This window comes from Nocardia sp. No.11 (genome assembly GCF_038752175.1).
Lineage (GTDB): Bacteria > Actinomycetota > Actinomycetes > Mycobacteriales > Mycobacteriaceae > Nocardia > Nocardia canadensis.
The window spans coordinates 1-19,119 of the sequence record NZ_JBCGFB010000056.1 but is presented as its reverse complement, the minus strand read 5'-3'; the positions used below and the strand labels follow the sequence as shown (position 1 = coordinate 19,119).

16 protein-coding genes and 1 tRNA gene are annotated in these 19,119 nt (G+C 70.1%); 3 read left to right on the top strand and 14 right to left on the bottom strand.

Going from position 1 to position 19,119, the window contains the following annotated elements:
- Window positions 1-2 precede the first annotated feature (2 nt).
- Entirely contained in the window at window positions 3-584 is a 582-nt protein-coding gene (locus V8688_RS18135; protein ID WP_342801304.1) for a helix-turn-helix domain-containing protein, read from the bottom strand.
- Window positions 585-634: 50 nt separating this feature from the next.
- A complete protein-coding gene (locus tag V8688_RS18130) occupies window positions 635-1,180 on the bottom strand; it encodes a dihydrofolate reductase family protein (RefSeq protein WP_342801303.1) in 546 nt (181 codons plus the stop codon).
- 112 nt (window positions 1,181-1,292) lie between these two features.
- Here V8688_RS18130 and V8688_RS18125 point away from each other — a divergent pair, with 112 nt between their 5' ends.
- A complete protein-coding gene (locus V8688_RS18125) occupies window positions 1,293-2,171 on the top strand; it encodes a hypothetical protein (protein ID WP_342801302.1) in 879 nt (292 codons plus the stop codon).
- A gap of 284 nt (window positions 2,172-2,455) precedes the next feature.
- On the opposite strand, the gene V8688_RS18120 is transcribed toward V8688_RS18125, so the two are convergent.
- The 4 genes from V8688_RS18120 to V8688_RS18105 form a co-directional block, all read right to left on the bottom strand.
- Window positions 2,456-2,531, bottom strand: a tRNA-Thr gene (locus V8688_RS18120).
- A 57-nt stretch (window positions 2,532-2,588) separates the two neighbouring features.
- Window positions 2,589-3,788 (bottom strand): DNA polymerase III subunit delta', encoded by a 1,200-nt coding sequence (locus V8688_RS18115; protein WP_316573345.1) that lies wholly within the window; start codon window positions 3,786-3,788, stop codon window positions 2,589-2,591.
- Window positions 3,789-4,008: 220 nt separating this feature from the next.
- Complete coding sequence (topA, locus tag V8688_RS18110) at window positions 4,009-6,894, bottom strand: type I DNA topoisomerase (RefSeq protein WP_308248612.1); 2,886 nt, start codon at window positions 6,892-6,894, stop codon at window positions 4,009-4,011.
- A gap of 312 nt (window positions 6,895-7,206) precedes the next feature.
- Window positions 7,207-7,413: a cold-shock protein gene (locus tag V8688_RS18105; RefSeq protein ID WP_019044597.1), complete on the bottom strand. Its 207-nt coding sequence runs from the start codon at window positions 7,411-7,413 to the stop codon at window positions 7,207-7,209.
- 434 nt (window positions 7,414-7,847) lie between these two features.
- Between V8688_RS18105 and V8688_RS18100 the strand changes: the two genes are divergently transcribed.
- A complete protein-coding gene (locus V8688_RS18100) occupies window positions 7,848-10,238 on the top strand; it encodes a DEAD/DEAH box helicase (RefSeq protein ID WP_342801301.1) in 2,391 nt (796 codons plus the stop codon).
- 299 nt (window positions 10,239-10,537) lie between these two features.
- Here the strand turns inward: V8688_RS18100 and V8688_RS18095 are convergent, their stop codons facing one another.
- The 7 genes from V8688_RS18095 to ssd form a co-directional block, all read right to left on the bottom strand.
- Entirely contained in the window at window positions 10,538-10,915 is a 378-nt protein-coding gene (locus tag V8688_RS18095) for an Rv3654c family TadE-like protein (RefSeq protein WP_218720696.1), read from the bottom strand.
- Window positions 10,912-11,226, bottom strand: a complete 315-nt coding sequence (locus tag V8688_RS18090; RefSeq protein WP_218720695.1) for a TadE family type IV pilus minor pilin — start codon at window positions 11,224-11,226, stop codon at window positions 10,912-10,914. The genes V8688_RS18095 and V8688_RS18090 overlap by 4 nt, the downstream gene beginning before the upstream one ends.
- A gap of 41 nt (window positions 11,227-11,267) precedes the next feature.
- Window positions 11,268-11,477 (bottom strand): DUF4244 domain-containing protein, encoded by a 210-nt coding sequence (locus V8688_RS18085; RefSeq protein ID WP_218720694.1) that lies wholly within the window; start codon window positions 11,475-11,477, stop codon window positions 11,268-11,270.
- Window positions 11,478-11,549: 72 nt separating this feature from the next.
- Window positions 11,550-12,128: a type II secretion system F family protein gene (locus V8688_RS18080; protein WP_218720746.1), complete on the bottom strand. Its 579-nt coding sequence runs from the start codon at window positions 12,126-12,128 to the stop codon at window positions 11,550-11,552.
- A 493-nt stretch (window positions 12,129-12,621) separates the two neighbouring features.
- Window positions 12,622-13,410, bottom strand: coding sequence for a type II secretion system F family protein (locus V8688_RS18075; RefSeq protein ID WP_218720693.1), 789 nt, complete (start codon window positions 13,408-13,410; stop codon window positions 12,622-12,624).
- A gap of 1,242 nt (window positions 13,411-14,652) precedes the next feature.
- On the bottom strand, window positions 14,653-15,834 hold the full coding sequence (locus tag V8688_RS18070) for a TadA family conjugal transfer-associated ATPase (protein WP_342801300.1): 1,182 nt from the start codon (window positions 15,832-15,834) through the stop codon (window positions 14,653-14,655).
- Complete coding sequence (gene ssd, locus V8688_RS18065) at window positions 15,831-16,931, bottom strand: septum site-determining protein Ssd (RefSeq protein WP_218720679.1); 1,101 nt, start codon at window positions 16,929-16,931, stop codon at window positions 15,831-15,833. The genes V8688_RS18070 and ssd overlap by 4 nt, the downstream gene beginning before the upstream one ends.
- Before the next feature lie 414 nt (window positions 16,932-17,345).
- On the opposite strand from ssd, the gene V8688_RS18060 reads away from it, so the two are divergent.
- A complete protein-coding gene (locus V8688_RS18060; protein WP_218720744.1) occupies window positions 17,346-18,140 on the top strand; it encodes an HAD-IB family hydrolase in 795 nt (264 codons plus the stop codon).
- 422 nt (window positions 18,141-18,562) lie between these two features.
- Here the strand turns inward: V8688_RS18060 and V8688_RS18055 are convergent.
- Window positions 18,563-19,119, bottom strand: a 557-nt coding sequence (locus tag V8688_RS18055; RefSeq protein ID WP_342801299.1) for an oxidoreductase, incomplete at its 5' end; no start/stop codon positions are given.

The following is a 19,119-nucleotide window of genomic DNA, read 5'->3' as shown; positions in this document are numbered from 1 at the left end:
CCCTACTCGCTGTCGGTCATCCCCGGTGCCGGGAACGCGATGAACCGGGTCAGCACCCGGCGCGCGCCGGGCCTGCCCGCGGCATGGGTGGCCTGAAAGCGTTTGAGCAGCGCGAGGTACTCCTCGCAAAAGGCGTCGAGTTCCTCGCGAGTGGCGTAGATCGCGCCGCGCGAGAACGGCATCGTGTCGGCCCAGTCGCCGAGCTCGGCGCGTTCGGCCCGGAACCGCCCGAACAGCTCGACATCCTCGGCGATGTGCTGGGCGACCAGCCCTTCCAGCAGCTCGCGCAGCTCCGGCGGCTGGTCCTTGTCGAGCCGGTAGCGCAGGTCCTTCGGCGGTGAGCGCCACCACCGCTCCTTCCCCTTCGCCAGCTCGGGCGCCTCCTCGATGAATCCGTGCTCGGCCAGCTGACGCAGGTGATAGCTGGTCGCCCCGGTGTTCTGACCCAACTGCGCACCGAGCGCCGTCGCGGTGGCCGGCCCCTTCTCGGCCAGCGCGCGCAGGATGCGCTGCCGGAGCGGATGCGCCAGCGCGCGCAGCGCGGCGGGATCGGTGATCTCTCTGGGCGGTATCTCGTCGGCCATACATGCACAGTACTCTTTGCATAATTTCTTGTGCAAAGAGAATTGTGCAACTAGGCGGCGTATCGCGAGTAGACGACCGAGCCGTCCAGCACGCGGGATTCCACCAGCCGCAACCGGGCCGCCACGTACCCCTCGGGGAACAGCCGACGACCGCCGCCCTGCACCGTCGGGTAGACGAACAACCGGTACTCGTCCACCAGGCCCGCCCCGATCAGGGCGTGACAGAGCCGAATGCTCCCGGTGACGACGATGTCGCGGCCCGGCTGCTCCTTCAGCGCCGCGACCCGCGCGACCGGATCCCCGGCCAGCACCGTGGAGTTCTCCCAGCCCGGCTCGGTCATGGTCGCCGACACGACGTATTTGCGCTGTCGGTTGAGCGACGCGGTGATGCCGGTCCGGTCATCGGTCTGCGCCGGCCAGAAGACGCGGAAGTCCTCGAAGGTGCGCCTGCCTAGCACCAGCGCGTCCGACGCGGCGGTCTGCCGGTGCAGTTCGGCGAGCTGTTCGGCGTTGTCGGCCTGCGGGTCGAACCAGTCTCCGAGCATTTCGATCGCACCGTCGGCGGTGCTGTTCTGGGTGATCGCGAGTGTGCGCATGCCGACCTCCTGATCTCGACGACTCCTGGTGATGCAGACGGCATGAGCAGCGCGAATTCATCGGCGTGGCACCATCGAGGCAGCGCTCGACTCTGCCGTCGGACGGAGGCCGGTGTACGTCTACACGAACCTATCCGCCGCGCTGCGCGACACGTCGTCGCCGCTGCGCGAGTACCTGCACCAGCGGTTTCCGCACACCCGCGGGGTGCAGGCCGAGTATCGGCGCGGAGCCGGACCACTGCTGGTCGACACCGGCGGCGCCAACCCCGCCACCCTCGGCGCCGCCTTCGACTTCGCCGTGCGCTTCCTGCTGGTCCCCGACCACGAGCCGGTACTGCCGCTGCTCGGGTTCTTCGGCCATCCCCGGGAATCGGCCGTCGTGGCGTCGGTGATCGATACCGCCGGCGCGGCCGTCGCACCGACCGCGGTCGACGTCGACCTGCTCAGCCGCGCCTGCTGGGCCCTGGCCCTGTGCACCGACGTCTACCGCCGCGGCCTACTCCGCGATACCGCGCTGGCGAATCTGCTCACCACCGACCGCTTCACCGTCGACCACCTGCTCGCCCTCGCCCCCGCCGACGCGATCCGCCAACTCTGGGAACTGCGCGGCATCGCCGACGAGCACCTGCTCCCCCACCTGCGCCCACCCGCTGTCCCCGGCCCCACCTTCGACGCCTCGGTGCTGTGCAACGCCGACGCCGACATCATCAGCGACGGCCTGCTCCTCGACCTCAAAACTCACCTCGGCCCGAAGAACCAGCGCACCGGCCACCGCGCCGACGCCCTCAGCGCCACCGACCTCTACCAGGTCATCAGCTACGCCCTCTTCGACCACACCGACACCTACCGCCTCACCGATGTCGGCATCTACTCCGCCCGCTACGGCCACCTCACCACCTGGCCCCTCCCCACCCTGCTGACCGCCCTCGCCGGCGCACCCATCGACCTCACCACGGAACGCGACACGGTCTGGACCCTCCTCGGCGGGTGACCCGGATCAGTGCTGAATCAGGCCGCCGACCGCCACCGGAGCGACTTGACCGATCGCCGGCAGCGTCCGCGCCAGGGCGAGACCGATACCCTCGGCGGTCACGCCCCGCGCGAGCAGAACCCGCCCGTCCTCGATACACACGGCGTAGGCCGCCAGGTTCCCGGACGCCGCGTGGGTCGCGAAGACCTACATCACCACCGGAAAGTGGCCGACCGGCGAGTGACTACCGCGTCGCCAGAAACCACACAGGCCCTTCCCGGATTCCCGGAAAGGGCCTGTGACCTTGGAGCCGCCTGGGGGAATCGAACCCCCGACCTTTTCATTACGAGTGAAGCGCTCTACCGACTGAGCTAAGGCGGCGTGCCGTTAGGCGACGCGAGTCTATCGCGGGAACGGCCGGAACGCGAAAACGGGTGGTCAGGTGGAGCGGGCGGCGATGAGGGTGGCGACCATGGCGGCGACGGCGAAGCGGGGTTTCACGTTGAGGTCCAGGGCTTCCCGGCACTCCAGCACGGCGTCGATGCTGCGGAGCAGGCCCTCGGGGCGGACGTTGGTGGCGAGGTCGGTGATCTCCGCCGCCATGTCCGGGTGGGTGAGGGTGATGGCGACCCCGCGGCCGGCGAAGCGCATGGCGAGAGCGTCGCGGTACATCCCGGCCACGTCGATGAGGGCGCGGTCGAGGGCATCGCGGCCGGTGCGGGTGGCGCGGGACTTCTGGCGGCGCTCGAGTTCCTTGAGCACGCCCGCCGAACCGCGGGTGGCCGAGGCGGCGCCCTTGCCGGTGCCGCCCGCGCCCATGGCGGTGGCGAGTTCGTCGCGTTCGCGGTCGTCGCGTTCGGCGCTCATCTGCTTGGCTTCGTCGTCGGCCGACTTCACCAGCTCGTCGGCGGCGGCGTAGGCCGCGCCCGGCCGTTCGGTGGCGCTGACCAGGGCCAGCGCCCGCTGACGTCGCTTGCGCGCGTCCTCGTCCGTGGCGAGGCGACGTGCCCGGCCGACATGACCACCGCTCACCGAGGCCGCCCACTCGGCGGTCTCGGCGTCGAGCTGATCTCGCTCGCGCAGGACCTGCGCGATGGCGGGGACGGTCGGGGTCACCAAATGCACGTGCCTGCATCGGGATCGCAGGGTGACGGAGATGTCCTCCGGGTCGACGGTCGGCGCGCACAGCAGGAACACGGTGCGGTCCGGCGGCTCCTCGACGACCTTCAGCAGGGCGTTGGCCGCGCCTTCGGTGAGCCGGTCGGCGTCCTCGACCACGACGATCTGCCAGCGGCCGGTGCTCGGTCGCCGGGACGCGATCTGCACGATCGCGCGCATCTCCTTGGTGCTGATGCTCAAGCCCTCGGGAATGATCCGGCGCACGTCACCGTGCGTGCCTGCCATCGTGGTGGTGCACGCATGGCAGCGACCGCATCCGACGGCGTCGGGGTCGGTGCATTGCAGGGCGGCGGCGAAGCACAGCGCGGCGACCGACCGACCGGATCCGGGCGGACCCGTGAACAGCCACGAATGCGTCATCGCCCCGGTCACGACGCCCGCGCGGGCCGCCGTCGCGGCAGCCGTCAGTTCGGCCTCGACCACGTCCTGGCCGACCAGTCGATCGAAGACACCTGCCACGCGCTACACCCTAGCCGCGTGGTCCGACATCGATCCGGACGGCCGGACCGCCGCGGCCCGGACCGGCCGCCACGGTAGCGCTTGTTCGCCCATCATGACCGCTGCGACGAACACCCGCGTGCCATCACAGCGGCGCCGAGAGACCGACCGCGCGGCCGAGACGCTCGCCTGGACCGATCCGACCAGCCGCCGGGAACCCGCCCCCTGTCCGCGCGCGGTGTCAGTCCGCGTCGGTACCGGCAGTTTTCGACGCCGCCTTCTTCGCGGGCGCCTTCTTGGCCGCGGTCTTCTTCGCCGCGGTCTTCTTGGCCGCGGTCTTGGTGGCGGTCTTCGTCGCGGTCGACGTCGCCGCCGCCTTCTTCGCCGGCGCCTTCTTGGCGGCCTTCTTCGCGGTCGTCTTCTTGGCCGCCTTCTTCACCGGACCACGGGCCCGGCGATCGGCGAGCAGCTCGGACGCGCGCTCGTCGGTGATCGACTCGACCTCGTCGCCCTTGCGCAGGCTGGCGTTGGTCTCACCGTCGGTGACGTACGGGCCGAACCGGCCGTCCTTGATCACCATCGGCTTGTTCGTCGCCGAGTCGTTGCCCAGCTCCCGCAGCGGGGCCGCGCTCGCCGCCTGCCGACCGCGCCGCTTCGGCTCGGCGTAGAGCTTGAGCGCCTCGTCGAGGGTGACGGAGAACAACTGTTCCTCGGTCGCCAGCGAGCGCGAATCGGTGCCCTTCTTCAGGTAGGGCCCGTATCGGCCGTTCTGCGCGGTGATCTCCTCGCCCGAGGTCGGGTCGTTGCCGACCACACGCGGCAGCGAGAGCAGCTTGAGCGCGTCGTCGAGGGTGATCGTCGCCAGATCCATCGACTTGAACAGCGAGCCGGTGCGCGGCTTGACCTCGGCCGCTTTCTTGGCGGTCTTCTTCGCCGGCGTCGCGGCCGGATCCGGCGCGGGCGGCTCGGGCAGCACCTCGGTAACGTACGGGCCGAAACGGCCTTCCTTGGCGACGATTTCGTGTCCGGACACCGGGTCGACGCCGAGTGAGCGGCCCTCCTGAGGCGTCGAGAACAGCTTCTCGGCGACCTCTCGGGTCAGCTCGTCCGGCGGCAGATCGTCGGGCAGGTTCGCCCGCTGCGACACCGGATCACCGTCCGGGTCATCGGGATTGACGATCATCCGCTCCAGGTACGGACCGAAGCGGCCGACGCGGACCACGACATCGCGGCCCTCCTCGTCGACGAACATCTTGATCGAGTTCACTTCGCGGGCATCGATGTCGTCGAGCTGCTCGCCGACCATCTTCTTCAGGCCACCCGAGCGCGCCACCGAACCCTCGGCGCCGTGATCACCGCCGAAGTAGAAGCTGGACAACCAGTTTCCGCGCTGCTCACGGCCACCGGCGATCGCGTCGAGGTCGTCCTCCATCGCGGCGGTGAAGTCGAAGTCGACCAGTCGCCCGAAGTAGGCCTCGAGCAGGCCGACCACCGCGAACGCCACCCACGAGGGCACCAGCGCGCTGCCGCGTTTGTAGACGTAACCGCGATCGAGAATCGTCTTGATGATCGAGGAGTACGTCGACGGGCGGCCGATGCCGAGCTCCTCGAGCGTCTTGATCAGCGACGCTTCGGTGTAGCGCGCGGGCGGATTGGTGCTGTGCCCGTCCGGGGTGAGCTCGACGGCGGTGACGCCCTGGCCCTCTTCCAGTGCGGGCAACCGGGATTCGGCGTCGTCGGACTGACCGCCCGCTTCCTCGTCGACGCTCTCGACATAGGCCTTGAGGAAGCCGGGGAAGGTGATCGTGCGGCCCGAGGAGGAGAACACGCACTCCTCACCGGTCCGGGCGGTGCCGGTGATCCGCAAGGTCAGCGTGGTGCCGCGCGCGTCGGCCATCTGCGAGGCGACGGTGCGCTGCCAGATCAGCTCGTAGAGCCGGAACTCGTCCTGGTCGACCTTGGACGCCAGCTGGCCAGGGGTCATGAACGTGTCACCGGACGGGCGGATCGCCTCGTGCGCTTCCTGCGCGTTCTTGACCTTGCGGGTGTACTGGCGCGGCGTCGGCGAGACGTACTCCGCGCCGTAGAGCTGCGTGGCCTGCGAACGCGCGGCCGCGATGGCCGACTCCGACAGCGTGGTCGAGTCGGTACGCATGTAGGTGATGTAACCGTTTTCGTACAGCCGCTGCGCCACCCGCATCGTGCGCTCGGAGGTGAAGCGCAGCTTGCGCCCCGCTTCCTGCTGCAACGTCGAGGTCATGAACGGCGGATACGGCTTGCGCGAGTACGGCTTGGCCTCGGCGGAGGAGACGACCAGGTCAGCGCCGTCGAGCGCCTCGGCCAGCCGGTTCGCGTAGGCCTCGTCCAGCACGACGACACCGGTCGCCGACTTGAGCTGACCGTCGGACCCGAAGTCACGACCGGAGGCGACCCGGTCGCCCTCGACCTGGACCAGGCGCGCGCCGAACGTGCGCGGGTTGGTCGAATCGGAGTTCTCGTCGACGCCGGCGTCGAGCTTGGCGGCGATGTCCCAGTATTCGGCGGAGCGGAACGCCATGCGCTCACGCTCACGCCGCACGATGACGCGGGTGGCCACGGACTGCACGCGGCCCGCCGACAGGCGCGGCATGACCTTCTTCCACAGCACCGGACTGACTTCGTAGCCGTAGAGGCGGTCCAGGATGCGGCGGGTCTCCTGCGCGTCGACCAGATCGTTGTCGAGTTCGCGAGTGTCGGCGGCGGCCGCGAGGATGGCCGGCTCGGTGATCTCGTGGAAGACCATTCGGCGGACCGGGACCTTCGGCTTGAGCGTCTCGAGCAGGTGCCAGGCGATCGCCTCGCCCTCGCGGTCGGGGTCGGTGGCGAGATAGAGCTCGTCGGCGTCGGCCAACAGGCTCTTGAGCTCGGAGACCTTGGCCTTCTTATCCGGGCTGACGACATAGATCGGCTCGAAGTCGTGATCGACGTCGACGCCGAGGCGCGCCCAGGACTGCCCCTTGTATTTGGCGGGCACGTCCGCGGCGCCGCGCGGCAAGTCACGGATATGACCCACCGAGGCTTCGACGGTGTAGTTGCGGCCCAGGTAAGGCGCGATCTTGCGGGCCTTCGTCGGGGACTCGACGATCACGAGACGACGCAGGGGACGCCCCTGGTCGGCTGAACTGCGGTCTCGTGTTGCCACCGGCGAACACCTTCCTTCTATATCCGCGCGTCGGGAGGTCCGCTCGGTGCGCGGCTGGGGCAGACGGCGCGACGTTCGGACATCGCCACCAGTGACGTTTATACCTTGCGCACTTGGGTAGCTGCGTCCACGGCGGCTGGCGCCGCGGGTTTCCGGCCTGCTCGGCCCGGAGAACTTCTGGGCGACCTTACCCCTGAAATGGCTCGTCCCCCACCTCCGCGTAGGAGGTGGGGGACGGGCGTTGTTTCGATTCGCAGCTCAGGAGAGCGCGCGAACGCCGGTGGCCTGCGGGCCCTTGGTGCCCTGGCCGACCTCGAACTCGACCTTCTGGTTCTCCTCGAGGGTACGGAAGCCCGTGCCCTGGATCTCCGAGTAGTGGACGAAGACGTCAGCGGAGCCGTCCTCGGGCGCGATGAAGCCGAACCCCTTCTCCGCGTTGAACCACTTCACAGTTCCCTGTGCCATTCTGTTCCTTCTCTTTCTTACCGGAACGGCGGACAACTGGGTTCGTCCACCGGGTCCGTTCCGACCGCTGTACTGTTGGTCCCCCTGCAAGGAAAGCCTGAGCACGGCGTTCGCAACATCGATCCTGCTGATGGTTTGGACTTTCGATCCGTCCCTCGAACACAGAAGCTTGCGACCGAGACCCAGTGAACCATGTCCACGAGCAATTCAACAGTCGAGTTACCGACAATTTGCAAAATTCTTGATCTTGCGAATGCGCAGGTGAGGGAGAGATTGGGTGAATCCGTACTTCCAGTCTGTTTGCTTCACGATAACCGGGTGAGCTTCCAGCAAACCTGCTGTGACCCAGGTCGCTATTGGGTTACGAAATCGCAGGTAGCGCTCGCCGCACACACACGTTTCACACTTCCGGCGTGGCGCGAGAGGGCGATGGGATGAATCCGGCAGAGCGGACCGAGGTCCAGCCGACGACTTCGGGCGAAAGCTACGGGCGATCGTTGCTGAATCGTGTCCTGGTCGAGGCTGCCGCCGGCGGCAACCCCCTGACCTATGTCGCCGAGCTGCCCGCCCGGCCCGCACGGACCACCGACTGGCCGGAATGGGTGCCATCCGCGCTGGTCACAGCGCTGGACGCGGCCGGGATCGACCGGCCGTGGGAGCACCAGACCCGCACAGCCGAGCTGGCGGCGGCCGGAAAACACGTCGTCGTCAGCACCGGGACCGCGTCCGGGAAATCTCTCGGCTACCTTCTGCCGGTCCTCACCGCCCTGCACGACGACCCGCGAGCAACCGCGCTGTACCTGTCCCCCACCAAGGCGCTCGGCGCCGATCAGCTGCGCGCGGTCGGCGGGCTGATCCATGACAATCCCCTGCGGGAGGCCCATCCGGCGAGCTACGACGGTGACACCCCCGCCGAGATCAGGCAGTGGGTACGGGCCAACGCCCGGTGGATCTTCACCAATCCCGACATGCTGCACGTCGGGATGCTGCGTTCGCATCAGCGCTGGGCGCGCGTGCTGCGCAATCTTCGCTACGTGGTGGTCGACGAATGCCACTCCTACCGGGGCGTGTTCGGTTCGCATGTCGCCCTGGTGCTGCGCAGGCTGCGCAGGCTCGCCGCGTTCTACGGCGCCGACCCGGTGTTCGTCCTGTGCTCGGCCACCAGTGCCGACCCCGGGGCTTCGGCGACGAGGCTGATCGGCGCACCGGTCACGGCCGTCACCGCGGACGCCTCGCCGCACGGCGCCAGGACCGTCGCCCTGTGGGAACCACCGTTGAGCGCCGCGGTGACCGGCGAGAACGGCGCGCCCGTGCGCCGCACCGCGACCGGTGAGGCCGCCAAGATCATGGCGAGCCTGGTGACCGAGGGCGCCAGGACACTCACCTTCGTCCGCTCGCGCAGGGGTGCCGAACTGATCGCGCTCGACGCCCGCCGCGTCCTCGCCGAACGAGCCCCTGAGCTGCAGGAACGGGTCGCGGCCTATCGCGCCGGCTACCTGGCCGAGGACCGCCGGGAGCTGGAGCGATCGCTCTCGGAGGGCACCCTGCTCGGCGCCGCCAGCACCAACGCGCTCGAACTCGGTGTCGATATCGCGGGCCTCGACGCCGTGGTCATCGCGGGTTTTCCCGGCACCGTCGCCTCGTTCTGGCAGCAGGCCGGGCGTGCGGGCAGGCGGCTGCAGGGTTCGCTCGTGGTGCTGGTCGCCACCGACGATCCGCTCGACACCTATCTCGTCCATCACCCGGAAGCGCTGCTGGACCGGCCGATCGAGGCCACCATCACCGACCCCTACAACCCCTATGTCCTGGGGCCGCAGCTGCTCTGCGCGGCCATGGAGTTGCCGCTCACCGACGACGAGGTGACCGAGCTCGGCGCCGGTGCTGTGCTCGCCGACCTGGCCGAAGAGGGATTGATCCGGCACCGCCCCGGCCCTGGCGGCGGGCCGGGACGGTGGCACGTCACCGCGCACACCCATCCCCACGACGCCGTGGACGTGCGCGGCGGACTCGGCACGCCGGTGGCCATCGTCGACGCCGAATCCGGGCGCCTGCTCGGCACGGCCGACGCGGGCCGGGCACCCGCGACCCTGCACAACGGCGCCGTGCACCTGCACCAGGGCGAGACCTACCTGGTCGACGAACTCGACCTCGACGGTGGCGTCGCCTTCGTCAACGAGGTGGACCCCGGCTTCACCACCAGTGCTCGTCAGGTCACCTCGATCACCATCGACGCGGTGACCGAGGAGCGCGTCTTCGGCGCCGTCACCACCGCATCCGCGCAGGTCGCGGTCACCAATCAGGTCGTCGGCTACCTCCGCACGCTGGTCACGGGCGAGGTGCTCGACCAGGTCGAACTCGATCTGCCCGCCCAGACGCTGCACACCAAGGCCGTCCTCTATACCGTCACGCCCCGACTCCTGGCCGCCGCCGGGATCTCCGACGACGAGCTCCCCGGCGCTCTGCATGCCGCCGAACACGCCGCGATCGGCATGCTGCCGCTGGTCGCCGGCTGCGACCGCTGGGACATCGGCGGCGTCTCGATCGCCGAGCACCCCGACACCGGCGCGCCGACCGTGTTCGTCTACGACGGGCAACCCGGCGGCGCGGGCTTCGCCGAGCGAGGATTCGCCCGGCTGGACGACTGGTTGGCCGCCACACTCGGCGTCATCCGCAGTTGCGGGTGCCAGGACGGGTGCCCCTCGTGCGTGCAGTCACCCAAGTGCGGCAACGGGAACAATCCGCTGGACAAGGACGCGGCGGCCCGGCTCCTGGTCGCCGTCCTCGGCGAGTTGCGAGCCCACTCCGGCACAGCGGCGAAGTCGTGATACCGCCGCGCCGGTGACGTGACCGGCGCTACACCTCGCTTCAAGAATGCTGGTCGCCCGACCATTTTTGCGTTGACCAGCGAGGACGCCGACGCCGCCCGTGGTATCCCGATTAAAAAGGATAACTCTTCTGTTAACTGGTGCATTGCCGACGGACGCCCCGGAGTAGGCCACATCATTATTTTCGTTTAGTTCTCTCCTCATAAAAGAATGTGCATGAAATTCAGGGAATAGAGCTCGGCGGAATTGTGGATTAGTTCGGTGCGGAACAACCACCGACCAGTGATAACACTTCCACGTCACCCACTCTCGTCCACCGGTCCAGCGCGTGCCGCGGCCGCGATGGTGCGCGCGCCGAACACTCCGAATGACGCATTCGCCTCCACCGCGACCACCACATCCCACTGCTCGGCAACACACCGCGCCACCCGCACACCCATCCTCCGCCCGACCTCCACGGCCTCGGCGCACGCCGCCTCGGCCCCCTCGGCCAGCACACTCGCCGCACCCAACGCGCCGAGGTCGGCCGCCGCCTGCGCCCGGTGCCGACCGACCACCACCGCGCCCACCTGACCGATCACCAAGGTCAGCGCGATCAAGGCCGCGAGCGCCGTGCACGCGAACACCGTCGCCCCGCCGGCATCACCGGCCGGGACCCGCACTCGCGCGCCGGTCATCGACCGACTCCCGGCTCGGTGGTCGCGACCGCCTCGGCACGCAGCCGCAGACCGGGCAACAACGCGGTTCCCACGGTGACCACCGCCACCATGCGGTCTCCGTCACCCCGGACCTCGACGGTCGCACCGGGCGGCGCGACGCTCCGAGCCGCCGCGAGGGCGTGCGCCGCGTCGCCACGGGCGGCCAACCTCGCCGCCTCGCGTGCCGCGTCGACACAACGCACCTGGGTCGATGCGGCCAGCAGGGCTCCGACGCACAGCACCACCGCGCACACCAGCGCGGCGAGCGCGATGGCGGCCTCGACCGTCACCGCACCCGCTTCGTCACCGAGAATACTTGTGCCGCACCGTTTTACACATTCGTGTTGAGCGCCTTGTCGATGATCTGGGTCAGCGCGTTGACGATGCTGTCCCCTGTCACCACCCCGTAGAGCACCGCACCGAACGCCGCGGCCGCGATCGTGCCGATCGCATACTCCGCGGTGGACATACCGTCGTCGTCGATCAGCAGGCGCGTGATCCGCGTCCGCGCTCCTATATATACGGCGCGTACGAACGTCATCGTGATCCCCTCTCCTTCCACACCACCCGGCCGATCCGTGTGGTGACGATTCGTCGGCCCTGTCGAGGCCGGTCACAGCAGGCCGCCGTCGCCGAGGACCCGATCCGCCAGGCCGACCACGACTGGGACGATGCCGAGGCAGACGAAGGCGGGCAGGAAGCACAGCCCGAGTGGCCCGCCGATCAGCACACCCGCACGTTCGGCCCGCGCGACCGCGGCGTCCGCCACCGCCTCACGCCGCTGATCCGCCAGCTCCCCGACGGCAGCCGCGAGTGAGGAACCGGAGCGTGCGGAGCGCCGCGCCATCCGTGCCAGCGATTCGACCTCGTCCGCACCAGCCGACCCCACCGCATCCGCCGCGGCCCGTTCCCAAGCCGTCGCCGCATCCGCACCGAGGGCCAGCAGATCAGCCGCCCGGAGCAGTGCGGCCCGCAACACCGGCGGCGCCGTCCCCGCACCAGCCCGCGCGGCCGCGGCCAAGGGCAGCCCCGCCCGGAGGCACGCCGCCAGCAGATCGAAGGCCGAAGCAGACCCCAGCGGGTCGGGCTTCGACTTTCCCCGCCCCACCTCGCGCGCCGCGGTCGGTGCCCGCCCGAGTGCCCGCACCCGTCGGCTCACCGCCACTCGACCGGGCAGCAATGCCACCGCCATCGCGGCGACCAGGAGCGCGGCAGGCGATGGCGGTCCTTCCGAGTAGTACACAGCAGTCCCTCCCCACGATGCATTCGTTTCGTACTGCTGGCACGTGCGCTGAAAACACACGCCAGCAAGGCATTACGCGCTGGTCCCGCGACGCCACCTGAGCCGGTCGGCGTGGCGCTCAGCGATGTCGCTGGACCACAGGAGCCCCGAATTGCGCTGGTCTCGGGTGCGATCTCCCAGGTCGAGCTGTTCAGCTCCGGTCACGCCGCGCCCCTCGACGGCTCTGCCCGAACGCATTTCGCCACAAGACGCTCCGTTGCCTATGCGGACCGCGATGCTGTCGTTCTCTCGAGGCTCGTGCGCATAAGCGCCGCATCCCACGGGCCTCCGATCCTGATCACCGTGATCGCAGGCCGCATCCCGCGTTCCACCGCCGTGGCGATCGGTTCCCGAGGAGGGCGTCGGCGTCGATACGTGCGGCCGAGTGTGGCGACGGGGGCGGTCATGCCGTTCCCCGTCGGGTGATGACATCTGTCCACAGCAATCCACAGCAGGCCAGGCCGGCGCCCAGTGGGAGGAGCAGTTCACCGGCGGGGGAACCGAACAGGACCGAGAGCGGTGCGGCGCCCATCAGCTGGCCGAGGCCGATGCCGACCAGGGGTAGACCGGCGAGGACAGAGGCCGACGCCCGAGCTCCGGCGAGGGCTGCCTCGGTGCGGTCGCGGAATCGGATGCGGCCGAGGAGATCGGTCCTAGCCGCGGACAGCAGCTCTGCCAAGGCGAGACCGTGCTCCTCGGCCACCCGCCAGGCGGTGGCGACGCGCGACAATTCCTCAGCGACCGGTGATTCCGGGTGCAACCAGCCATCGGCTCCCGAGCCGCCGAGCCGGCTGCGGCCCGCGCTGATCGCCAGCACCCGAGCCGCTTCCCCACGGGACTCCGCGGCCGCGGCTTCGGCGGCAGCACTCGGATGCGCACCGACTCGCAGCTCACCGACGACCGCCTCGAGACCGGCCAGCAGATGGCCGCACTCCGCCCGCCGAACGCGCTCACCACGACCGCGCCGATTCCGTACCGCGACGGTGACGCCCACCATCAGCACCGCCAGCCCCGTCCCGACTCCCCACGCGAAGGCCATGCACCCCAACCCGATTCCCACACCCCAGGTCACCGGTATCCGTCGCACCGCGCGCGCACCGCCCACATCGAACAACCGCCGAAAGCGCCGCCGATCGCCCGCCGCGGGAAGCATCAGCACCGCCGCCGCGCAACAGAGCAGTCCGACCACCATCGCTACCTCCGTGTCGTCCTGTCGCATGGCACCGCTGACTGTTTCGCGTCGATCCCGCCTCGGACACCAGTGCCACTTCGCCCGCCGACGAGGGCGGAGCACTCCCCTGCACCATGGTCAGGTCCGGTGCAGTCCCCTGCGCCAACCCACCGGCCGGCACCGCTTCCGCCTCCGCGAACGCCACATCGATGGCGAACTCGACCTGGTGATCTGGGCCGACGATCCCCGCACCCGGGCGATCCTGACCGTTGATCTCCTCACCCGAGCGAACCGAGCCGCAGAGCTCCATACCCGAGCGATTGGGCCCGCCGACCTCCCCGTCCGAGCAATCCGGAGCACCGGCCCCCACGCCCGAACGACCCGGCCCGCCGACCTTCACGTCCGAGCGATCTGGCCCACCGGCCTCCTCGCCAGGCGAAGCCGTACACAGACACACGCTCGATCCCGTCGATGGAGAACTCACCTGATCGGCGGGCAGCACCACAGCAGGTTCGCTGCCACCTCGCCGACCGCGTCCCCAAAGCCATTTCGACAGTGTCACTTCGACTGTCAGGCGAACGGCCCGCGACACCACTCCACGCAGCCGAACCGATTTCCTAGTTCCGACCGCACGACGACCTCGCACCCCGTCGCCTCGCGCTCCCTGTCCTCGCACCCCATCGGCTCGCACCGACCCATGGTCTCCAGCCCGTGCGAATCCGGGGTCGGCGCGAACCGGCCACATACCGGCACCTGTGGCCGATGACCCAGGCACACAACGAGACCCAGCCGACGTGCTGACCCGCGCCGGGCCGCGAGCGCGGACCGAATGATTCCGGGCCTGCGAAGACGTGCCACTTCCGCCGGTCGGCGGAACAGCGGCACCCGCGTCGGGTAGGTCGACCGCTTGTCCTCGACCCGTCGCCCCGCGGAGACCACTGCCCGCCGGCGACGTGCCGCCCCAATGCACCGGCCACACGCCGACGCTCGTGCACGGCATCCCAGCCACCCGCCGATCGCTTGTTGAGCCAAGGTCCCGGGCCGAGCGATCGTCGACCTTCGAGAACACATCGGTCTCGCGAACCGGCCACGTCTCGGCATGCGCGCCAGCGGGTTCATCGCCGCTGCGGTCGGCGGGCTCGCTGACGGTGCTGCCGCAGCACAGTGCGTGGGCTAGGTCATCGCGTCGGGCCGGGCTCGAGTCGTCGACCTGCGGGGAACCGCCGTCGATGCGGACCGGCCATGCTCCCGCGCCTGTGGTTCTCATCCGAGTCGCACCTCGATCAGGCGGGCGAGTTCGGCGGCGGCGGGAATGGGGGCGTCGTCGGAGCGCCAGGCGGGGGTGATGCGGATGCCGGTGGTGGCTCGTTCGAGGACGCCGATTTCACGGAGGCCGCGGGTGCCGTCGGCGCGGCGGTGGACATGGAGGACGACCTGGACCGCGGCGGCGAGCTGGCTGTGCAGGGCGGCGCGGTCCATGCCGCCGAGGGCGGCGAGGGCTTCCAGCCGGGCGGGCACCTCCTGCGGGGAGTTCGCGTGCACGGTGCCCGCGCCGCCGTCGTGGCCGGTGTTGAGGGCGGTGAGCAGGTCGACGACTTCGGCGCCGCGCACCTCGCCGACGACAATGCGGTCGGGGCGCATGCGCAGCGACTGGCGAACCAGGTCGCGCACCGTCACCGCGCCGACGCCCTCGACATTGGCGGTGCGGGCGACCAGCCGCACCACGTGGGGGTGGACAGGGGCGAGTTCGGCGGCGTCCTCGACGCAGATGATCCGCTCGGCCGGATCCACCGCGGCCAGCAGCGCCGAGAGCAGGGTGGTCTTGCCCGCGCCGGTGCCGCCGACGACGAGGAAGGCCAGCCGGGCGCGCACGATGTCGGTGAGCAGCCGGAGCGCGGACGGCGGGACCGATCCGGCGGCCGACAGGGCGGTCAGGCCCTGGGTGGCGGGGCGCAGGACGCGCAGGGACAGGCAGGTGCCGTCGTGGGCGACGGGCGCGAGGACCGCGTGCAGGCGGACACCGAAAGCGTCGCCGAGCGTCGCCTCGGTACCGGCGAGCTTGCCGTCGACCCAGGGCTGGGCATCGTCGAGCCTGCGGCCCGCGGCGAGGGCGAGCCGCTGGGCGAGCCTGCGCACTGCGGCCTCGTCGGCGAACTGCACCTCGGTCCGCTCGAGTCCGTGACCACGGTCGATCCACACCGAGTCGGGTCCGGTGACGAGCACATCGGCGACCCGGGGATCGTGCAGCAGCGGCTCGAGCAGACCCGCTCCGGTCATCTCCGTCTGCAGCAGACGCAATGCGCGCAGCAGGTCGGTGTCGGCGAGCACGCCGCCCGCTTCGGCACGGATCGCGGCGGCCAGCTGCGCCGCGTCGGGGGCGCCCGCGTGCTCGGCGAGCCGTTCCCGCACCCGCTCGAGCAGGTCGACGGTGACGAAGGTGGTCATCGCGGCGCCCCCACCATCGACAACACGGCGTCGGCGGCGTCGCGCAGCGGACCGCGCCTGCGCACACTGAGCCCACCACGTTCGAGCCGCGCGGCCAGTCCGGCCTGCCCCCGCACCGCGGCCAGCAGCGGCAGTCCGAGCACCTCGGCGACTTCGGCGCCGCGCAGTCCGCCCGGCGCCGGTCCGCGAACCACCAAGCCGCGATTGGGATTTCGCTCCCCGAGGTAGGCCGCGACGACCTCGGCCGCGGCGACGGCGCGCAGCCGTGCGGGGACGACGAGGACCACCAGATCGGCGGCATCGACCATCGCGTCGGCCGCGGGGCCACGTTCGCTGGAGACATCACAGACGACCAGATCCCCTGCGGCTCTGCCGGATTCGATGACCGCACGCACCGCGGCGGGAGTGAGCTCGGTCGGTGGCAGGCCCGCGCCGTGCCGTCCGCACGACAGCACCGCCAGCCCGGCCGTGGCGGCGGGCAGCGCGTTGTGCAGCGCCGCCGCGGAGACCCGACCGTCCTCGATGACCAGATCCGGCCAGCGCAATCCGGCGACGTTCTCCATCCCGAGCACCAGGTCGATGCCGCCGTCGAGCGGCGCACCGTCGATCAGCACCGTGTCCGGCCGCAATCCGCGAGCGGCCGCGCGCAGGGCGATGGCCGCAGCGAGAGTCGAGGCTCCGGCGCCGCCGCCTGCCCCGGCGACCGCGACGACCACGCCTTCCCCGGTTCTGGACTCGGCGTGCTCGGCGAACTGCTCGACCAGCGCGACCGCGCAGGCGGGCAGCGCGACGACTCGCTCCGCACCCACCGCCGTGGCCGCCTGCCAGTCCGGTACCGCGGGTTCGCCCTCGGTGACGAGCACGATCCCCGGCCGTCGCGGGCAGCCCGCCGCGGCGGCGACGGTGGCGGCGGCGGTGTCGAGGATCACCAGGCCCGCTCCTGACCACGCGTGCCGCCCGACAGGCATGCTGCGCTCGTCGGTGACCCGCTCGGCGGCCGCGGCGACCCGACGCACTTCGGCACGCAGCCTCGGGTCACGCACGAGCACCAGAGCGGGAGCGAGTCCGGCGGTTGAGGGGGCCGCGAGGAGGTTCATGCAGCTCAGCGTGGCCGAGCCCGACACTTCTCAACAGCGGCCACACGGCGATTGTGGATAACTCGGGGGTGTGGAGAACTCGGGCGATCTACCCGGAAATAGAGGACGGCCCCAGCCGGGGGGGAGGAGGCTGGGGCCGTCGGGTTCAGCCCCGGGGGGTCGGGCTGAACGCGCCTGGACCATGTCCAGGTGCCAGCAATACTACACCCATCCCCCGGCGCAGGCGCAAGTAGCGTTCGCCACCATCTTTCGGCGATTCGCGGCCTCCGGCGTCCCCGGGGCAAACTCTCGAGCCGCCCCGGACGGGCGGTTCCTGCGCGCCGCGGGCGGCGTGCCTATTCTGTTGTCGTGACGGCCGAACGTGACCAGACTCCGCTTCCGGACACAAGACTCGCCGCGTCGGGCCGAGCGGCGGTGCCGGGCGGACGCGTCGCGGCCTTCTTCGATCTCGACAAAACGGTGATCGCGAAGTCGAGCGCGTTCGTGTTCAGCAAACCGTTCTACGCCCAGGGTCTGCTCAACCGCCGAGCCGTGCTGGAGAGCAGCTACGCGCACTTTTTGTTCCTGCTTTCCGGGGCCGATCACGACCAGATGGAACGAATGCGGGCAAACCTCGCCAACATGTGCGCGGGCTGGGATGTCGAGCAGGTGAAATCCATTGTCGCCGAGACCCTTCACGATCTCGTCGACCCGCTGATCTACGCCGAGGCCGCCGATCTGATCGCCGACCACAAGATCCGCGGCCACGACGTGGTGATCGTCTCGGCCTCCGGCGAGGAGATCGTCACGCCGATAGCCGAGGTGCTCGGCGCCTCGCATACCGAGGCGACCAGGATGGTCGTCGAGGACGGCAAGTACACCGGCGACATCGAGTTCTACTGCTACGGCGAGGGCAAGGTCGCCGCGATCGAGAAGCTGGCGGCCACAGAGGGTTACGACCTGTCCCGCTGCTACGCCTACTCCGATTCGGTGACCGATCTGCCGATGCTGAGCGCGGTCGGTCACCCGACGGCGGTCAACCCCGACCGCGCGCTGCGCAAGGAGGCCGTCGCCCGGGGCTGGCCGGTGCTCACCTTCTCCAATCCGGTGTCGCTGTGGTCGCGCTTCCAGGCGCCGTCGACCACCACCGTGGCCGCCACCGCGGCCGTCGGATTGAGCGCGATCGTCGCCGGCGCGATCAGCTATCGACTGCTGCGGAAACGTCGCTGACCTGCGAATCCCCAGCATGAATCGCCCGCCGACACGCCGAAAATAGTCTTATCCGGTGATGCCATCGATACGCTTGCTGTGAGTGCCATCACAGTGTAAGAATGGAGTCACGGAAGGACGGAAGGCCAAGACGGAGCCGGAAGAGAAGGTTTCGCCTCCCATCCCACCCTTCCCAGCACGGACGCCAGGCACCCACGCGGAGCGCGCCGCGACAAGGGCAGAAGAGTTGTGGGCCTGCGAAATTCGGGCAGTCGTCGGCGAACGCCTCGCACAGGTTGCGGGGATGAACCGGCGGGGTTCGGATGATCGCCGAGGCCACCGAACACAACCCACCGAGCACGCTTGGTAACCGGGTGTTCCGTGCTAGCGGGCGGTGAGGCCGAGTAATCGGCACGCCGCCCGTTTCGATGTGTGGGGAAGCCTCAGCCCGCGGCCGCGTCGGCGATCGAGTTCGCCTCCCTGGCACCGTCTTCGAGCGCGCCCGCGCAGAACAGCACCCAGCCGCCGACCCCCTCCGGCGTGCCCATGCCGAACCCGGCCGCCGCGTCCAGGTAGGCCTGGCGACGTCGCAGCCAGAACACCTCCGGTACGCCGAGGCTACGCGGGTCGAGCCCGCTCGACACCGTCACCAGGCGCGACGCCGCCCGCGCGACGACACCGTCGGCGGTGCCGAAGGGCCGCAGCGACAGCAGCTCACCGTGCACGACCGCCGCGATCACCGGCGCGGGCGCCTTGCTCGCCTGGACGGTCTGCACCAGCATGTCCAGCCGCTCGGCGACGCCGGGCGTCGCGCGCGGCCTGCCGAGCTCCTGCTCGTCGGCGACCAGGTCGGCGGCGGCGAGCAGATGCAGCCGGGCCAGCGCCTGCAGCGGCGCGCGCTGCCAGGTGCCGACCAGGTTCGTCAGCGCGTCACCGTCGAGTGCCTGGCCGACGCGCAGCGCGCCGGCCAGCACCGGATCACCGACCTTCCCGTCGGCGG